A 15,078-nucleotide genomic window follows, 5' to 3' on the forward strand; every position below is an offset into this window, starting at 1 on the left:
TGTTTAATTATTAATCTTACTAAAGATTTTATTCTAAATATACTGATTGTAAAATTTATGTAGATTTAAATCTCTTTACAAATTAGCATTTTAGTGATATGTGTATCGAGAAGTGCAAGGGCTAATCGGACAAAAACTGCAGTCTTTGCATCAGCCGAACTATACAAAGGCAACTTTTGCAAAGATCTACGCGTAAGCTCTGTATTAAATTAACTCAAAGAACTTTCCGCAGGCGACAAAGATGCTCTAATCTCTAAAATAAGAAACGTACCTCAGGCACTTACTGGAGATTCAACTTATGGTTGCAGGGGAATTATTCATCTCAGAGGAGATGATGACTGCGCCGGAACATCCTTTAGCGAATCAACTAGAAGCATCTGTAGCAGAGTTTTTACAGGAATCGCCTGCAGAAATTCGCGAACAACAACGGCGCGATCGCATTCCTGGAATCGTTAAACGAATCGTACCCATCGATAATAATACAACTTGGGAATACTGGTGGTGCGTTCCTGGACGCACGATCCTACCCGAAGATTTAGAAGTATTGCAAAGCGATCGCCCGCGTGTCGAAGCAATTCTAGCGCGAATGGTTTGGCTATGGGGAGGGTACTGCTTCGGCGAACAATCAACGCACAGTCTAGCCGATAGCGAACCCATTTACGATTGGCAAAAAGTTTTAGATTTTGCCCACCAACAAAACCTCACGCCGGATATTCTCGACATCGATTATTTACCCGGAGTTGTGAACCGCCTCTACAGTCAACAATCTGATGCTGTCTCAAGTCGCGCTACTCCTGACTATGTCGCGGTAGAACCCGCGCATTGGCATGTTGAATTTTTTCAACTACAACCCGTTGATGGTGGCTACGAGTTAAAAGAACCAAAACAATTGTGTAGTTGCCAAATTTGGACAAGCAAGCCTTTTCTCAAACATATTGCTAGCGGAGAGATAAAAATTCCAGACACAGACTTGTGGTTGTCGCGCCCGCTTGACTTAACCATTCCCCCTTGGTCAGCATCAGAAATTGCTGTGTATTCGTAAAGTATTTATAATGGATGTCTTTGGCTATTGCCTAATACTTCGTTCACTCACACATCCTTTTCGAGCTTGAGTCGTTCCACTCAAGAGCGTAGCAACCATGACACTAATTACCAATAAAGCTCATACCTTAGGAGACTGGGCATCCCTAGCAATTCAAAAACATTTTGAGAAATTTCTCAAGCACGAAGCCAACGTCCTCAAAGACAAACATCCTGAAGACTTACACCAAATGCGCGTGGGTATGCGTCGTCTACGCAGTGCAATAACTGGATTTGCACCAGCCATTGACTTGCCAAAACCCGCACAAGAAAAAAAAATCGGCAATATTGCTCGCATTTTAGGTGAATTACGCGATCTCGATGTCTTGCGCGAAGCGTTAGAGAAAAAGTATCAGCCGACTTTACCAGGAAAAGAAAAAAAGTCGCTGGATAAAGTTCTCTCTCAGCTAGATAAACGACGTGCTCAAGCGTTTGCTCAAGTCAAAACAACCTTAGAAGGCGACGCTTATCAGTCCCTCAAGCAGTCTTTAACAAAATGGCTCAAGCAACCTTCGTATCATCGAATTGCTCATATGCCAATTCAGGAAGTCTTACCAGACTTACTCTCACCACAAGTCAGTCAATTACTTCTACATCCTGGCTGGTTAGTTGGTACTGAAGTCAAAGACGGCGAAATACATATCCTACAGGATCTCTCGCCAGCAATGGTAGAACAGCAACTTACAGAAGATGGTCCGCTGCTGCACGATTTACGCAAAGAAGCAAAGCGTACCCGCTACCAAATGGAAGTCTTTAGTGACTTCTACGGCGAAACTTACAATACTTATCTCGAAGAAGTTAAGCGAATTCAGAGCATTTTAGGTCAAATTCAAGATAGCTTTGTTTTAGCTGAGTTTATGACAGATTCTTTGCGCTCAGAAATGAAAAGCCATTTACCAAACTTGGCGAACCAACTCACAGGCGCAAATTACCAATCATGGCAAGAGTGGCAAAGTATCCATCAGCGGTACTTGAACCCTGAAACAAGAAATAACTTTCGGGCAATGATTTTGCAGCCGAATGCAGAAATCACTCAATAAGGCAAATTCGATGGCTAGCTTGGTGACTAAAGTCGCAGCTAGAACAATAAAGTCCACCTGCGTGGACTTGCTAGCCCAACTCTAGGAGAACCTCTCAAAGTCCCCCACAAGTGGGGGATTTACGGGGCTTTATACGCTAACGATTCAAACTTTCGCTTCTTCCTTCACAAGCTTCTCCCAACCTAAATCTTTGAGATTATTATTACGACGTAGCGGACGAGTTACTAATTCCAGAATGTCACGCGCGTTAGTAAAGCCATGAATTTGTGCAAAAGTAAACTCAACTGACCATTTCGTGTTAATTCCCCGTGCTTCCAAAGGATTAGCGTGCGCCATCCCAGTAATTACTAGATCGGGATGGAGTTCTTTAATGCGTTGAATTTGATTGTAGTTATCTGGCTTTTCCACAATCTTAGGTAACGCCACACCCATTTCTTGGCATGTTTTCTCTAATAAAGCTAATTCTGCAGCTTGGTAGCGCTTGTCCATATAAGGAATACCAATTTCTGGCACTGTCATACCGCAGCGAATTAAGAAACGCGCTAGCGAAATTTCCAGCAAGTTATCGCCCATAAAGAACACTGACTTGCCACGAATTAACTGAAGATAGTCTTCTAAACTTGCCCAAATTTGTGCTTCGCGTTCTTCTAATCCTTTAGGAGTTACGCCAAAGACAGAACAAATTTTTTCTATCCAAGCACGACTACCATCAGGACCAATGGGAAAAGGCGCGCCAATGAGTTTACACTTGCGTCGCCGCATTAGTGTTGTGGCTGTTCGACTCAAAAAGGGGTTGACACCCGCAACATAATAACCTTCTTCTAAAACTGGCAATTCCGCATAACGCTTTGCAGGAAGCCATCCAGAAACTTTGATACCCTGCTTTTTCAGTTCCAACGTTAATTGCGTCACTACCGGATCGGGAAGCGAACCAAACAAAACGAGTGGTGGATGATTGACGTACTCAGCTTCTTCTTGCGCAACTTCTTCTTTTTTCTTGCCAAAGTTGAGTAGTTTTTGAATCGCGTTGCGATCGCTTTTTTCCGCTTCTGGTGCTTTATCTGGACAGCGTACTGCCATTGCGGCGAGTACCGTATCTTCCCCTTGGGTAAACGCGTAATCTAAACCATTCGCCCGCGCTACCACAATTGGAATTCCGATTTCGGCTTCTAGCTTTGGCGCTAAGCCTTCCAAATCCATTTTGATAATTTCAGTGGTACAAGTCCCAATCCAAACAATTACGCTAGGGTTGCGATCGCGCTTAATTTGCAAACACAACCGCTTTAATTCGTCATAGTCATTCAACTGCGCCGAAATATCACCTTCTTCTAACTCCGCCATTGCGTAACGAGGTTCGGCAAAAATCATCACCCCCATCGCATTCTGCAAAAAGTAACCACAGGTTTTCGTACCAATCACCAAAAAGAAACTATCTTCGATCTTCTGGTACAACCACGCTACACAGCTAATTGGACAAAAAGTATGATAATTTCCAGTTTCGCACTCAAAATTTAAAGCTTCAGCTTGCGCAACACTCATAACCTCTCCCCTTATTTTTCTAATATCGGCGCGTGAAAGTAATTGGCTATTAGCAATCAGCCATTAGCCATTAACTATTAGCAATGTCGTCAAATTATTAAAAGTTTGGAAATAAACGCGAAATTACATCACCATTACTGCGCTGATTACCTTCAGGTGCGGCTTCTTCTTGGCTGGATTCCTCATAGTAAGGACTGACTGTTTCCTCATATGGCATATCGCTTAATTGTGTCAGCGATTGAATAACGGTGACAGTTTCTGTGACACCTTCATTTTGTGGTGGTAGCATGTTTGCAATTTCTGCATCCGATAAAGGTGATTCTTGATTTGGTTCAGTTGTGGGTTGTTCGCTAACGGGTATCGGGTTATTTTCTAGCGCTAAGTTAGGGTCAAAATTTAACTCTAAAACTTCAATAAGGCTATCCACATCTGGATTTAGCTTAGAAAATGGCAGCATTAACTGCGCTATTTGCGGTTCTAGGGCATTTACAACGCCTAGGATGAGGTAAGATGCTGGTCGTTTGCCACCGTCAGGAGTTGCTACAGACGCTGCATCCATGTACAAATTAAGCCAAGAACGATTTGCTTGAAAGAAACGCAACCACTTCTCTCTCAAGGAAATTTTTAAATCTTCAAAAAAAGCCATGGTCTCTTTTCCTCATCCTGAGAACTAGCTTGATAATAGCGACTGGAGAGTAACAGTTAGCTGCTTACGATACCACTTAGTGCAAGTAAGTGAGTAAAAATCAACATAACTTAAAGGCTAGGAGTTGTTAGCAATGGCTCGTGCGAGCCGACTGACGACTTTTTGATTTTCTCCTTACTAAAAGCTAATGACTAACAGCTTTCAAACCATCATCAAATCTAGTTCTTCTTCTTGACTCATTACCTGTGGTTTAGCGGGATTAAGGTAAAAGTCAGATAGCAACGAGAATAACTCGCGATCGGGAGCGTCATTTGGAACCACTCCCTCTGGACGCGCCAAGATTTGATCTGCAATATTTAAGTAGTAGTCGCAAACATACTCTAGCGATGGGTCGCGTTCCGCCATCTCAAACAAAGTTTTGCCCTTAACGCGCGAAACGCGAATATCTTCGATTAAAGGTAGAACTTCCAATACGGGCATTGGCACGGATTCTACGTATTTATCAATTAAATCGCGCTTTGCTGTGCGGTTGCCGATTAAACCAGCTAAACGCAAGGGGTGCGTGCGGGCTTTTTCGCGGACAGAAGCTGCAATCCGGTTTGCTGCAAACAAAGCATCAAAGCCGTTATCTGTGACAATCATGCAGTAATCTGCATAGTTGAGTGGCGCGGCAAATCCGCCACATACAACGTCGCCTAAAACGTCAAATAAAATCACATCATACTCATCAAAGGCATTAAGTTCCTTGAGGAGCTTAACTGTTTCACCGACGACATAACCGCCACAACCTGCACCAGCGGGTGGTCCTCCTGCTTCCACGCAGTCTACACCACCATAGCCTTTGTAAATCACATCTTCAGGCCAAACATCTTCGTAGTGGTAATCTTTTTCCTGAAGCGTATCGATAATTGTGGGAATCAAAAATCCTGTAAGTGTAAAAGTACTATCGTGCTTTGGGTCGCAACCGATCTGCAAAACCTTTTTGCCGCGTTTAGCTAGCGCGACCGATATATTACAGCTTGTTGTGGATTTCCCAATGCCACCTTTTCCGTAGACCGCAAGTTTCACGTTGAGTTGGCTCCTATCGTTGTATCAATTCCTTGAGCTAGAGAAGGAAATTTAGCTAGCTTGTTTGATCGCATTATTGTCCAACTTACACGCAAAAGAAAGAGGTCTTAAGGATAAATAGAAATGTAAAGCAGAGTAATGAAACTCTTTTTCGAGGATGATACCCAAAAATCTGTATGATACTTACTCAACTTTAAATAAAACGTTTTTAATAGGTTTAAGATTTTATCTTTATAAAAAAAGTAACAAAAGACAAAATAAGTATTTCTTACCGGAAAAGTAGCGTTTGGACACGCAATCAACAGTAGCGTGCAAGCAGTACCTAAAAGCTTTACAGGTTCAAAATGCTATGGTAAGTTACGATCTTCCTGCTTGGGAAACCACGTACTGCTATTGAGAAAACTGGGCGCAAATATCTGTAAAAAGCGATCGCCCAAGCGTTAAGTTAAAAATCATAAATTTTTAGAAAAATGCCGAAAATCAATCTAGTTGAGCGGTATTGCTAATGCTGAGTGTTGCTGACAAAATTGGATCGCAGCATCTGCCGCCAAAGGTTTACTAAACAAGTAGCCTTGCATGCCATCGCATTTGACTGCGTGTAAAAATTTTAACTGTTCTAAAGTTTCAACACCTTCAGCAATCACGTTTAATTCTAACCCGTGTCCGAGCGCGACGATTGATTTAATTATCGCTGCATCTTTTTGATCCGTCGTGATATCGTTGACAAATTCACGCGCCACCTTTAGTGTATGTAGCGGAAAACGCCGGAGTGTCGCTAGCGAAGAGTAGCCAGTGCCAAAATCATCCATCGCAATGGAAACGCCCATGTCTTTTAGTTCTTGAAGAACGCTGATTGTGAAGTTGACATCTTGCATTGCAATGCTTTCCGTAATTTCAACTTCTAGATAACTTGGATCGAGTCCTGTTTCAGCAAGAACGCGAGCAATAGTTTTTGATATTTTTTGTTGAAACTGGCGTGCAGAAAGATTCACCGCAATCCGCATCGGTGGTAACCCTGCAAGTTGCCAAGCGCGGTTTTGCGTACAAGCTGCTTGCAGCACCCACTCACCAATTGCTCCGATTAATCCGGTTTCTTCTGCTAGCGGAATAAACTGATTGGGAGGAACTAGCCCTAACTCTGGATGTTGCCAGCGAATCAATGCTTCAAGCGCGACGATTTGACCAGTTTTTAAATTGAGTTGTGGCTGATAGTGTAACAAAAACTGATCGTGATTTAATGCTTTATAAAGATGATTTGCTAAAACAAGTTGCTCTAAGGCTTTTTTATTCATCTCCGGCGCGTACAGCTGAAAGTTATTTTTTCCTTGCTGCTTAGCGCGGTACATCGTCGCATCTGCATTTTTGAGAAGCGTTGCTGTATCTTCGCCATCGTAGGGTGCTAAGGCAATACCGATGCTGGTTGTGATGTGTAGTTCGCAATCGCCAATCCGAAACGGAGTTGCAAACGATGATAAAATTCTTTGTGCGAGTTTAGCCGCTTCTTCTGGACAGCTAATTTGCGGTAGTAGCAAGGTAAATTCATCGCCTCCCCAGCGGGCGATCGTATCGCCTTCGCGCAAACACCCTAGCAATCTTTGCGCCACACTTTGTAGTAGCTCATCTCCTACCGCATGCCCTAGCGTATCATTGATTGTTTTGAAGCGGTCTAAATCAAGAAACGCCACAGCTAACATTTCACCCCGTCGATACGCTTGTGCGAGTGCTAGCGACAGTCGATCTTCAAAAAGTATGCGATTTGGTAGCCCTGTGAGTGGATCGTGCGATGCTTGATGGCGAAACATATCTTCTACGCGTCGCTGCATCACCGCCATGTACAAATGATTTCCTAGCGCTTGTGCAAGTTTAACTTCATTAAGACTCCACGCTTGCGCTTGTCCTTTTTTAATTTCGCGCCAGGCTGCAAACGACTCGCGCGGACGAATATTGCGTTCATCGTGGTTAACTTTCCCCGCCCACAAAGTTTCGGTTTCGATTTCATTGCGAAAAATCGTAAAACATCCGACACAATTTTGACGATACTGCAACGGCATAATCAAGATTGAGCGAATCGCCGTTGCCATAAAAGCTGAAGCCAACTCGAACTGCGGTTCTTCATACAAATCGCTAATTGTTCGTAAATGGGGCATTGCTGAAGGTATAATGCATTCAGTGGATACTCCGATATTTTCTTGTGTCGATAAGTTCGGTAAACGCAACTCTTTATATTTATACTGAGGAGGGTTGACAGTTGCTTGTGGGAAGCCCATTATTTGCTGCCAATACGCACTTTCTTCCAGTTTACAGCACGGTTGCTCGCCACAAGTATATAATTGCGCCGGCTCGCCCGTCGGCTCTGCGGTAATGTACAGCCTACCTCCAGAACCTTGTAAAGCTTTGACAATCTCTTCTAAAACGGTTTGGCGAATTTCTGTCACGCTTGCAGGAGAATGCAGCAAGCAACTAATTTGATTCAACGTTGCTTCGTGCTGCACTTGTTGGCGTGTTTGCTGCAACAAATTCGATTGAGAAATTGCAATCGATAGTTGATCGACAAGCAACTGTACCACTTCCAATTCTCTTTGAGAAACCTGTCGGGGTTGACTGTGATGCGAAACGAGCAAGCCCCAAAGCTGATTTTGGTGTAAAATTGGTAACGTGAGCGAAGAGTATACGCCCATATTGGAAAGATATTCTGCATGACAAGGATCGATCGGGCTATAGCGAATATCTTCTACTAACAGGCTTTCTCCGGTTTCTGGGCTATCAAGTTGATTCAGGGCTTTTCTTTGGGCGATAACATCCACAATGACGCGTTGGCGAGTTTTTACAAACATCTCCCGCGCTTGCGGTGGTATATCATCAGCAGGGAAATGTAGTCCTAACAGTGAAGGAAGCCGCTTACCGTGTATTGATTCTGCAACGACTTCACCACTCCCATCCGAATCAAATCGATAAATCTTCACTCGTTCTGTATTGAGAAACGCGCGTACTTCCTCAACAGTCGTTGTCAAAATTTCTTGCAATTCCAAAGATTTACGAATACGACTAGTAATGCGATTTAGTACCCCTTCTTGAGCGCAAACACGGCGTGCTTTGCGTTGCGATCGTCCCATAAATACAGCACCCTCTCTGTTAGGATAAATATTTACCCTATTTTTAAGAAAAATTAAGTTTTATTTTATACGATATCAGCAAGCTATAAAGAAAAGCAGTGTAATGCCTTTCTCTCAAAAGATATGTATTAAAAATGTCAATATCCTAGTAATATTTTGTAACCCAGAAAAATAGCAATTCAAAACCGCAATATTACGTAGGTTATTGCATAAATAAGAACAATTCAAAATTCACCTGTTGCCAGTTCATTAAGTTCAGCAATATCTTTTAAGGATTGCCAGCCAGCTTGCCACTGCGAACGGTCTTTAAGTAATTTAGCATTCAGCCAAAACCGCACATTAGGATCGCACGCTGCAACCATTTCTGCAAACAACCACTTACCTTCATTTTTGCGGTTGACAACTACAAAATGACGCCAGCCATCGACTTTTTGCTGTGCCGTCCACTTGGAGCCAACTAAATAAGGAAACTTCTGCTTTTTTTTTACCATGAGAGGAGGGATGGAGAGCAGGGGAGCAGAGGAGAATAAGCAATTACGATTTTCCTCGATCCTACACCAAGCACCAACTAGAGACTTGTAACCAGAACCTCTAGGATACCCTATTGAACGGAAATTCCCACGCAGAAATACGCGAACACCGATCCAAGCGATAGTCAGCTTCTTTTTACAATGACCTATAAGGGATAGCAGTTAGCCTTTTTTTATATTGACCACTCTGTGCTCTCTGCGTCTCTGTGGTTTGTAACTCACACTAGCACTCAGAGGGAATTCAGAATATGCAACCAACCAATCCAAATCAGTTTACCGAAAAAGCGTGGGAAGCGATCGCCCACACGCCAGATATCGTCAAAGCCGCACAACAGCAGCAGATCGAAAGCGAACACTTAATGAAAGCGCTGCTCGAACAAGACGGCTTAGCCAGCAGTATCTTAACGAAAGCTGGAGTTAACGTCCAAAAAGTCCGCGATCGCGCCGAACAATTCATTCAACGTCAGCCGAAAGTTTCCGGTAGTGGAAGTTCTGTATATTTAGGACGTAGCTTAGATACACTACTCGATCGCGCCGAAAACTATCGTAAAGAATTAGGCGACGAATATATCTCAATTGAACACTTATTATTAGCCTACGCTAACGACGATCGCTTTGGTAGAAGTCTATTTCAAGAATTCGGGTTAGACGAAGCAAAACTCAGGGGTATCATTAAACAAGTTCGAGGAAGTCAGAGAGTGACTGACCAAAATCCAGAAGGTAAATACGAAGCACTAGAAAAGTATGGACGCGACCTCACGGAAGCCGCGCGTCAAGGTAAACTTGACCCAGTGATTGGACGCGATGATGAAATTCGCCGTACAATTCAAATTCTTTCCCGCCGTACTAAAAATAACCCTGTCTTAATTGGCGAACCTGGTGTTGGTAAAACCGCGATCGCTGAAGGGCTCGCGCAACGAATTGTTGCAGGTGACGTTCCGCAGTCGCTTAAAGACCGCAAACTTATCGCCTTAGATATGGGCGCCTTAATTGCAGGTGCAAAGTTCCGCGGTGAATTTGAGGAACGTCTCAAAGCCGTACTTAAAGAAGTTACCGAGTCGCAGGGTAAAATTATTCTCTTCATCGATGAGATTCACACCGTTGTTGGTGCAGGTGCGACGCAAGGTGCAATGGATGCAGGAAACTTGCTTAAACCTATGCTCGCACGCGGTGAGTTGCGGTGTATCGGTGCGACAACATTAGATGAATACCGCAAATACATCGAAAAAGACGCAGCCTTAGAACGCCGTTTCCAACAAGTCTATGTCGATCAACCTTCGGTAGAAGATACTATTTCGATTCTACGCGGACTCAAAGAACGCTATGAAGTCCACCACGGGGTAAAAATTTCTGATAGCGCCCTCGTTGCGGCTGCAACACTGTCGAGTCGTTACATCAGCGATCGCTTTTTACCTGATAAAGCGATTGACTTGGTAGACGAAGCCGCTGCGCGGTTGAAAATGGAAATCACCTCCAAACCCGAAGAACTCGATGAGATCGATCGCAAGATTCTCCAACTCGAAATGGAGAAACTATCTCTCCAAAAAGAAAGCGATCCTGCTTCGCGAGAAAGATTAGAAAGACTCGAAAAAGAACTTGCCGATCTTAAAGAACAACAACGCGCGCTGAATGCGCAATGGCAGTCTGAAAAAGACATTATCACGCAAATTCAAGCGATTAAAGAAGAAATCGACCGCGTGAATGTCGAGATTCAGCAAGCCGAACGCGACTACGACCTCAACAAAGCTGCAGAATTGAAATATGGTAAGCTAACAGACTTGCATCGTCAGCTAGAAGAAGCCGAAACTAAACTTTCGCAAACTCAAACGACAGGTCAATCGCTGTTACGCGAAGAAGTCACTGAGGCGGATATCGCGGAAATCATCTCGAAGTGGACGGGAATTCCGATTAGCAAGTTGGTGGAATCGGAAAAAGAGAAGCTGCTGCACTTAGAAGACGAACTTCACCGTCGCGTGATTGGACAAAATGAAGCAGTCACAGCCGTTGCTGATGCGATTCAGCGATCGCGTGCAGGTTTAGCAGATCCCAATCGTCCAACAGCAAGTTTTATCTTCCTCGGACCCACAGGCGTTGGTAAAACCGAACTTGCCAAAGCACTTGCGGCGTATCTATTCGATACCGAAGAAGCCATGGTACGCATTGATATGTCCGAATACATGGAGAAACACGCAGTTTCGCGCTTAATCGGTGCGCCTCCAGGATACGTAGGTTACGACGAAGGCGGACAGTTAACCGAAGCAATTCGCCGTCGCCCGTATGCTGTGGTTCTCTTCGACGAAATCGAAAAAGCCCACCCTGACGTATTCAACGTCATGCTGCAAATTCTTGATGATGGACGTGTCACTGACGCGCAAGGTCATACAGTAGACTTCAAGAACACGATCATTATCATGACGAGTAACATCGGTTCGCAGTACATCTTAGATATTGCTGGCGATGACTCGCGTTATGACGAAATGCGCAGTCGCGTGATGGAAGCTATGCGCAGTAGTTTCCGTCCAGAGTTTCTCAACCGCATTGATGAAATTATCATCTTCCATGCCTTACAAAAAGAAGAGCTGCGGCAGATTGTACAACTACAAGTCCAAAGACTCGAACAGCGTCTTGCAGAGCGTAAGATGTCGCTGAAACTTTCCGACGCAGCCCTTGACTTTTTAGCCGAAGTAGGTTACGATCCTGTCTTTGGTGCTAGACCACTCAAGCGGGCAATTCAGCGCGAGTTAGAAACTCAAATCGCTAAATCAATCTTGCGCGGTGAATTCAACGACGGCGACACTATCTATGTCGATGTCGAAAACGAACGTCTAGCATTTAAGCGCTTACCTGTTGAATTATTGACGATGTAATGCATTAAAATAAGGTGGGGCAACCCACCTTTGATTTATATAGCAAACCTGTTTTACCTCTGAGCTGTAGTCTGCGTAGCGTCCCCTGACCTGTCTTATCTACCACAGATGATTCGTCGCATTTGCCGCATATTCTCTGGTAGTTCTAGATGCATTGCTTGCTGAATAAACATAGCAGGGATGGGAATGTTAGGTGTGGCTTGTACTGCATACGTCAACACTGTACCGCTTTCGCAATCTTCTAATTGCAATTCTGCAGTAAAATCATGAAACGTTCCTTGTTCTAACCGAAACTGAATTCGCCGCTGTAGAACTTCAATGACGTTGAGGTAAACTTCAACTTGCGCTGTAAAAAGAAAAAAGGCTTTTTTCGCAACTTGATATAAACGCTTTGTTTCGCCGCGTTGTAAAACTTCGCTTTTAATTACATCAGGAAAGTATTGCACCCAGCGGGGATAGTCAGTTATCTGCTGCCAAACTTGCGATCGCTTCAATGGTAAGTACATCGCAGCTGTCACCGCGCCACCCCACGCAGAATGCGATCGCGTTTCTACTAAAATTTCACCTTGTAAAAGGGCTATTTGCTGAACTTGACTCCAGGAGGATGGAAGTTCAACTGTATTGGGTACAGAAAGTGCTTTCATTCGACTTCAGCTACTCCTCAACACCTGATAAATAATTTAAGTATTTATACTTAGTTTTTCGTCTGCAGCAGTTGCTCATACTGCCCAATTTACCTACACAAATATAAAGAAATAGTAAAGTTAGTGTAAAGGTTCAGAGAAATTACAGAGAACTGGCTAAGAAGTCAGAACTCTGGAAATTTCAACTCTAATAAATCACAAATTCCCTAATTCAGCTACTCTAAAAATGTTGTAAGAAATACAAAAAAATGGTAATCTTAAGCAAAGACTAGTAGGGTTGATAGTCTTGCTCATCACTGCATAAAGTTGTCAATAAAGAATAAAATTAACTCTCAATTCAATATTTCAAATTAAGTCTATTTAAGAGGAAAAAGTGAGCCGCACTCGTCGCTATCGTACTATCCGCGCCGCACAACTTTTTGTTATCTTTGTAGGAATTACAATTCTTGTTTGGATTCTCCGAGGCTTAGGAATTTTAACATTTATTCCTGGGGGAATCCTTTTGATATTCATTCTATTATCTGTCATTACAGGAATTTGGAGTCGATTTCAACGATGAAAGTGTTGATTGCGAGTTACAAACGTCTGGCTGATATTACGAACTAATTGAAAGAAAAACTTAACCTTTCTAACACAGAATTTTAAAGATATGTAGCACGAGACACAGCAGAAGAATCAATCTTATGGACGAAGATGTAAAAAGCAGTCACTGGTATGCTTCCTGATTAGTTGGAAACATAAGGGAAAAAATGACTGCAACAGATACAAGTGTAATGCAGCCGAATGCTGCTGAATTTCGCAGTGTTTCTGCTATTTTTAAAAACCGCGAACAGATCGATGGCGTAATTCGCCGCTTACTTGACCGAGGAATTTCGCGCGACGATATCTCAGTAATCGGAAAAAATTTCCACTCGGAAACTAAAATTGCTGGTTTTATTACTAAAAAAGACGTTATCCTTGGCGGATTGAAACAAGGAGCAATCTTTGGCTCGCTCTTTGGTTCAGCGCTAGCTTTATTAACAGGAGTAGGCGTTCTATTTGTACCGTTTGTTGGTACTTTAGTCGCCGCAGGTCCCTTAGGTGCGGCTTTGTTAGGCGCTGCGGGAGGTGCGATCGCAGGTAGTGCGGGTGCGGGTTTGGTATCCGCCTTAGTCACGCTAGGAATGCCAGAAGACAAAGCAGCAGTATATCAAACTCGCATCGAAGCAGGCGACTTTTTGGTGGCGGTAGAAGTCCCCGCAGATAAAACAGGTGAAATCCAGTTACTGCTTGAAAGTGCAGGTGGTGAAGAAACGCACGTTAACGAAAAAGCTTTACCCCGCAGACGCACAGGGCAAATTGAAAGTGCAGCAGACTTATCGCCAGAAGTGCGATCGCACCTTTCTGAAGACGCACAGCGCGCATTTATTGCCAACTACAACAAAGCATTGTCAGAAACAGGTGACGAAGAAAAAGCTGAACATCAAGCTTGGGATGCAGTTTGCGAACAATACGAGCAAGATGAAAATGGCATTTGGTCTAAAGCAAAATCAAGTATCTAGTAACTCTATATTTTGCTAGATAATTAATGACAAGCCTCTGAAATGAAGCAGGGGCTTTTGATGTTTTTGTAACATCCTAATGAAGCTTGGCGAATAAATTCACAGCTTAAAAACAAAGTTCGCGTCAGGGCTAAAAGCTAACCAGAACAGGGTTTTTGCTCTTTTATGCTGTCCTAACTTTTCCTTCGATTGCTATAAAAGTCTAATTTTTTTGAAACGTACAGGTGAAACAGGTGCCTGACTTATCGATAGACGCATGGCTATCCAAACAAACATAAATTTACAGTTAAATATTAGGTTTGCTAAACTTTACACTTTGTTCGTCCTTTAGCTCGATTTGCAAACTTAGTATCAAAGGTGTAGAGTACAGAACAGCTTTGACTTTGTGATAAGTGTAGTGCATCGGCAAAATCTAAACTATTCTCGTGCCACTGCAAAACTTGGACTATTAAAGTTGCGTTTGTCAGATGAACATTAGGCAAGTCGAGAAGGTTCCTAAATGTTTGGTACATTTCATTATATTTGAAATTGTAAGTAAAACGTAATACTTATTCAGTCCCAAGCAGAACTGTATCTGGAATAAAGATGTCTTGCTCCTAAAATAACTGGAAACTTTTTTGGTACTGCTTGTGTCAAGAGAGGGACAACAATGTTTGCATCAACTGCGATCGTGCCACTGTTGCATCACTCCTTGGCGAATTGCATCTTCTAGCTCATTGAGACTTTTTGGTTTTCCCCTATAGCTTAAACAGCCTGCGACCTGCGCTAAAGTTGTCTGTGCAAAAGGTTTTTTAGGTTTAAGGAGGATACCATCGCCGACATTAATCGCAATCAGTTCTTGACCAACTTCCCAATGATGAGCAGCACGCAAGGCTTTTTTGAAGATTGAGTACTCAACAAACTCTACGCCTACCACATGGTGAGAAATCTAGGTTCTGGCAAAGGATTGCAGAAAAATGGATTTGTTCAAGAAGGAGTGTTACGCCAGTGAGTCTAAAAGTGAGGAGTCT

At 43.2% G+C, this 15,078-nt stretch carries 12 protein-coding genes and 1 pseudogene; 5 read left to right on the top strand and 8 right to left on the bottom strand.

Translation table 11 applies throughout. The annotated features are described in order from the left end of the window. Positions 1–298 precede the first annotated feature (298 nt). Entirely contained in the window at positions 299–1,042 is a 744-nt protein-coding gene (locus tag B1A85_RS10620; protein WP_104546893.1) for a hypothetical protein, read from the top strand. Between the two features lie 97 nt (positions 1,043–1,139). Further along, on the top strand, positions 1,140–2,120 hold the full coding sequence (locus tag B1A85_RS10625) for a CHAD domain-containing protein (protein WP_104546894.1): 981 nt from the start codon (positions 1,140–1,142) through the stop codon (positions 2,118–2,120). 144 nt (positions 2,121–2,264) lie between these two features. On the opposite strand, the gene B1A85_RS10630 is transcribed toward B1A85_RS10625, so the two are convergent. From B1A85_RS10630 to B1A85_RS10650, 5 genes are all read right to left on the bottom strand, one after another. Next, the gene (locus B1A85_RS10630) at positions 2,265–3,659 is read right to left on the bottom strand and encodes a ferredoxin:protochlorophyllide reductase (ATP-dependent) subunit N (RefSeq protein WP_104546895.1); all 1,395 of its coding nucleotides are present in this window, start codon (positions 3,657–3,659) and stop codon (positions 2,265–2,267) included. A gap of 97 nt (positions 3,660–3,756) precedes the next feature. Beyond that, complete coding sequence (locus B1A85_RS23900; RefSeq protein ID WP_168192385.1) at positions 3,757–4,305, bottom strand: DUF5331 domain-containing protein; 549 nt, start codon at positions 4,303–4,305, stop codon at positions 3,757–3,759. Positions 4,306–4,506: 201 nt separating this feature from the next. Further along, positions 4,507–5,373, bottom strand: coding sequence for a ferredoxin:protochlorophyllide reductase (ATP-dependent) iron-sulfur ATP-binding protein (gene bchL, locus B1A85_RS10640; protein ID WP_104546896.1), 867 nt, complete (start codon positions 5,371–5,373; stop codon positions 4,507–4,509). A 485-nt stretch (positions 5,374–5,858) separates the two neighbouring features. Continuing rightward, positions 5,859–8,486: an EAL domain-containing protein gene (locus tag B1A85_RS10645; protein WP_104546897.1), complete on the bottom strand. Its 2,628-nt coding sequence runs from the start codon at positions 8,484–8,486 to the stop codon at positions 5,859–5,861. 224 nt (positions 8,487–8,710) lie between these two features. Continuing rightward, positions 8,711–8,977 carry a TIGR02450 family Trp-rich protein gene (locus B1A85_RS10650; protein WP_104546898.1) on the bottom strand — a complete coding sequence of 89 codons (267 nt, stop codon included), beginning with the start codon at positions 8,975–8,977 and terminating at the stop codon, positions 8,711–8,713. 287 nt (positions 8,978–9,264) lie between these two features. Here B1A85_RS10650 and clpB point away from each other — a divergent pair, with 287 nt between their 5' ends. Further along, positions 9,265–11,883 (top strand): ATP-dependent chaperone ClpB, encoded by a 2,619-nt coding sequence (gene clpB / locus B1A85_RS10655; protein WP_104546899.1) that lies wholly within the window; start codon positions 9,265–9,267, stop codon positions 11,881–11,883. Positions 11,884–11,978: 95 nt separating this feature from the next. Here the strand turns inward: clpB and B1A85_RS10660 are convergent, their stop codons facing one another. Further along, positions 11,979–12,527, bottom strand: coding sequence for an SRPBCC family protein (locus B1A85_RS10660; protein WP_104546900.1), 549 nt, complete (start codon positions 12,525–12,527; stop codon positions 11,979–11,981). 373 nt (positions 12,528–12,900) lie between these two features. On the opposite strand from B1A85_RS10660, the gene B1A85_RS10665 reads away from it, so the two are divergent. Both B1A85_RS10665 and B1A85_RS10670 read left to right on the top strand, forming a co-directional pair. Further along, a complete protein-coding gene (locus B1A85_RS10665) occupies positions 12,901–13,086 on the top strand; it encodes a hypothetical protein (protein ID WP_104546901.1) in 186 nt (61 codons plus the stop codon). A gap of 190 nt (positions 13,087–13,276) precedes the next feature. Continuing rightward, positions 13,277–14,068, top strand: coding sequence for a ChaB family protein (locus B1A85_RS10670; protein WP_246841389.1), 792 nt, complete (start codon positions 13,277–13,279; stop codon positions 14,066–14,068). A gap of 302 nt (positions 14,069–14,370) precedes the next feature. On the opposite strand, the pseudogene B1A85_RS26095 reads toward B1A85_RS10670, so the two are convergent. Further along, positions 14,371–14,737, bottom strand: a pseudogene (locus B1A85_RS26095) (type II toxin-antitoxin system VapC family toxin). After that, entirely contained in the window at positions 14,727–14,984 is a 258-nt protein-coding gene (locus tag B1A85_RS10680; protein WP_104546902.1) for an AbrB/MazE/SpoVT family DNA-binding domain-containing protein, read from the bottom strand. Before B1A85_RS10680 ends, B1A85_RS26095 begins: the two are co-directional and overlap by 11 nt. Positions 14,985–15,078: the final 94 nt, after the last annotated feature.

Origin of the sequence: Chroococcidiopsis sp. TS-821 (genome assembly GCF_002939305.1) — a bacterium.
Lineage (GTDB): Bacteria > Cyanobacteriota > Cyanobacteriia > Cyanobacteriales > Chroococcidiopsidaceae > Chroogloeocystis.

What these genes read in the sequence shown, in the direction of transcription:
- B1A85_RS10620 (WP_104546893.1), top strand. Translation starts at nt 299, where the DNA reads ATGGTTGCAGGGGAATTATTCATCTCAGAGGAGATGATGACTGCGCCG.
- B1A85_RS10625 (WP_104546894.1), top strand. Translation starts at nt 1,140, where the DNA reads ATGACACTAATTACCAATAAAGCTCATACCTTAGGAGACTGGGCATCC.
- B1A85_RS10630 (WP_104546895.1), bottom strand. Translation starts at nt 3,659, where the DNA reads ATGAGTGTTGCGCAAGCTGAAGCTTTAAATTTTGAGTGCGAAACTGGA.
- B1A85_RS23900 (WP_168192385.1), bottom strand. Translation starts at nt 4,305, where the DNA reads ATGGCTTTTTTTGAAGATTTAAAAATTTCCTTGAGAGAGAAGTGGTTG.
- B1A85_RS10645 (WP_104546897.1), bottom strand. Translation starts at nt 8,486, where the DNA reads ATGGGACGATCGCAACGCAAAGCACGCCGTGTTTGCGCTCAAGAAGGG.
- B1A85_RS10650 (WP_104546898.1), bottom strand. Translation starts at nt 8,977, where the DNA reads ATGGTAAAAAAAAAGCAGAAGTTTCCTTATTTAGTTGGCTCCAAGTGG.
- clpB (WP_104546899.1), top strand. Translation starts at nt 9,265, where the DNA reads ATGCAACCAACCAATCCAAATCAGTTTACCGAAAAAGCGTGGGAAGCG.
- B1A85_RS10660 (WP_104546900.1), bottom strand. Translation starts at nt 12,527, where the DNA reads ATGAAAGCACTTTCTGTACCCAATACAGTTGAACTTCCATCCTCCTGG.
- B1A85_RS10670 (WP_246841389.1), top strand. Translation starts at nt 13,277, where the DNA reads ATGACTGCAACAGATACAAGTGTAATGCAGCCGAATGCTGCTGAATTT.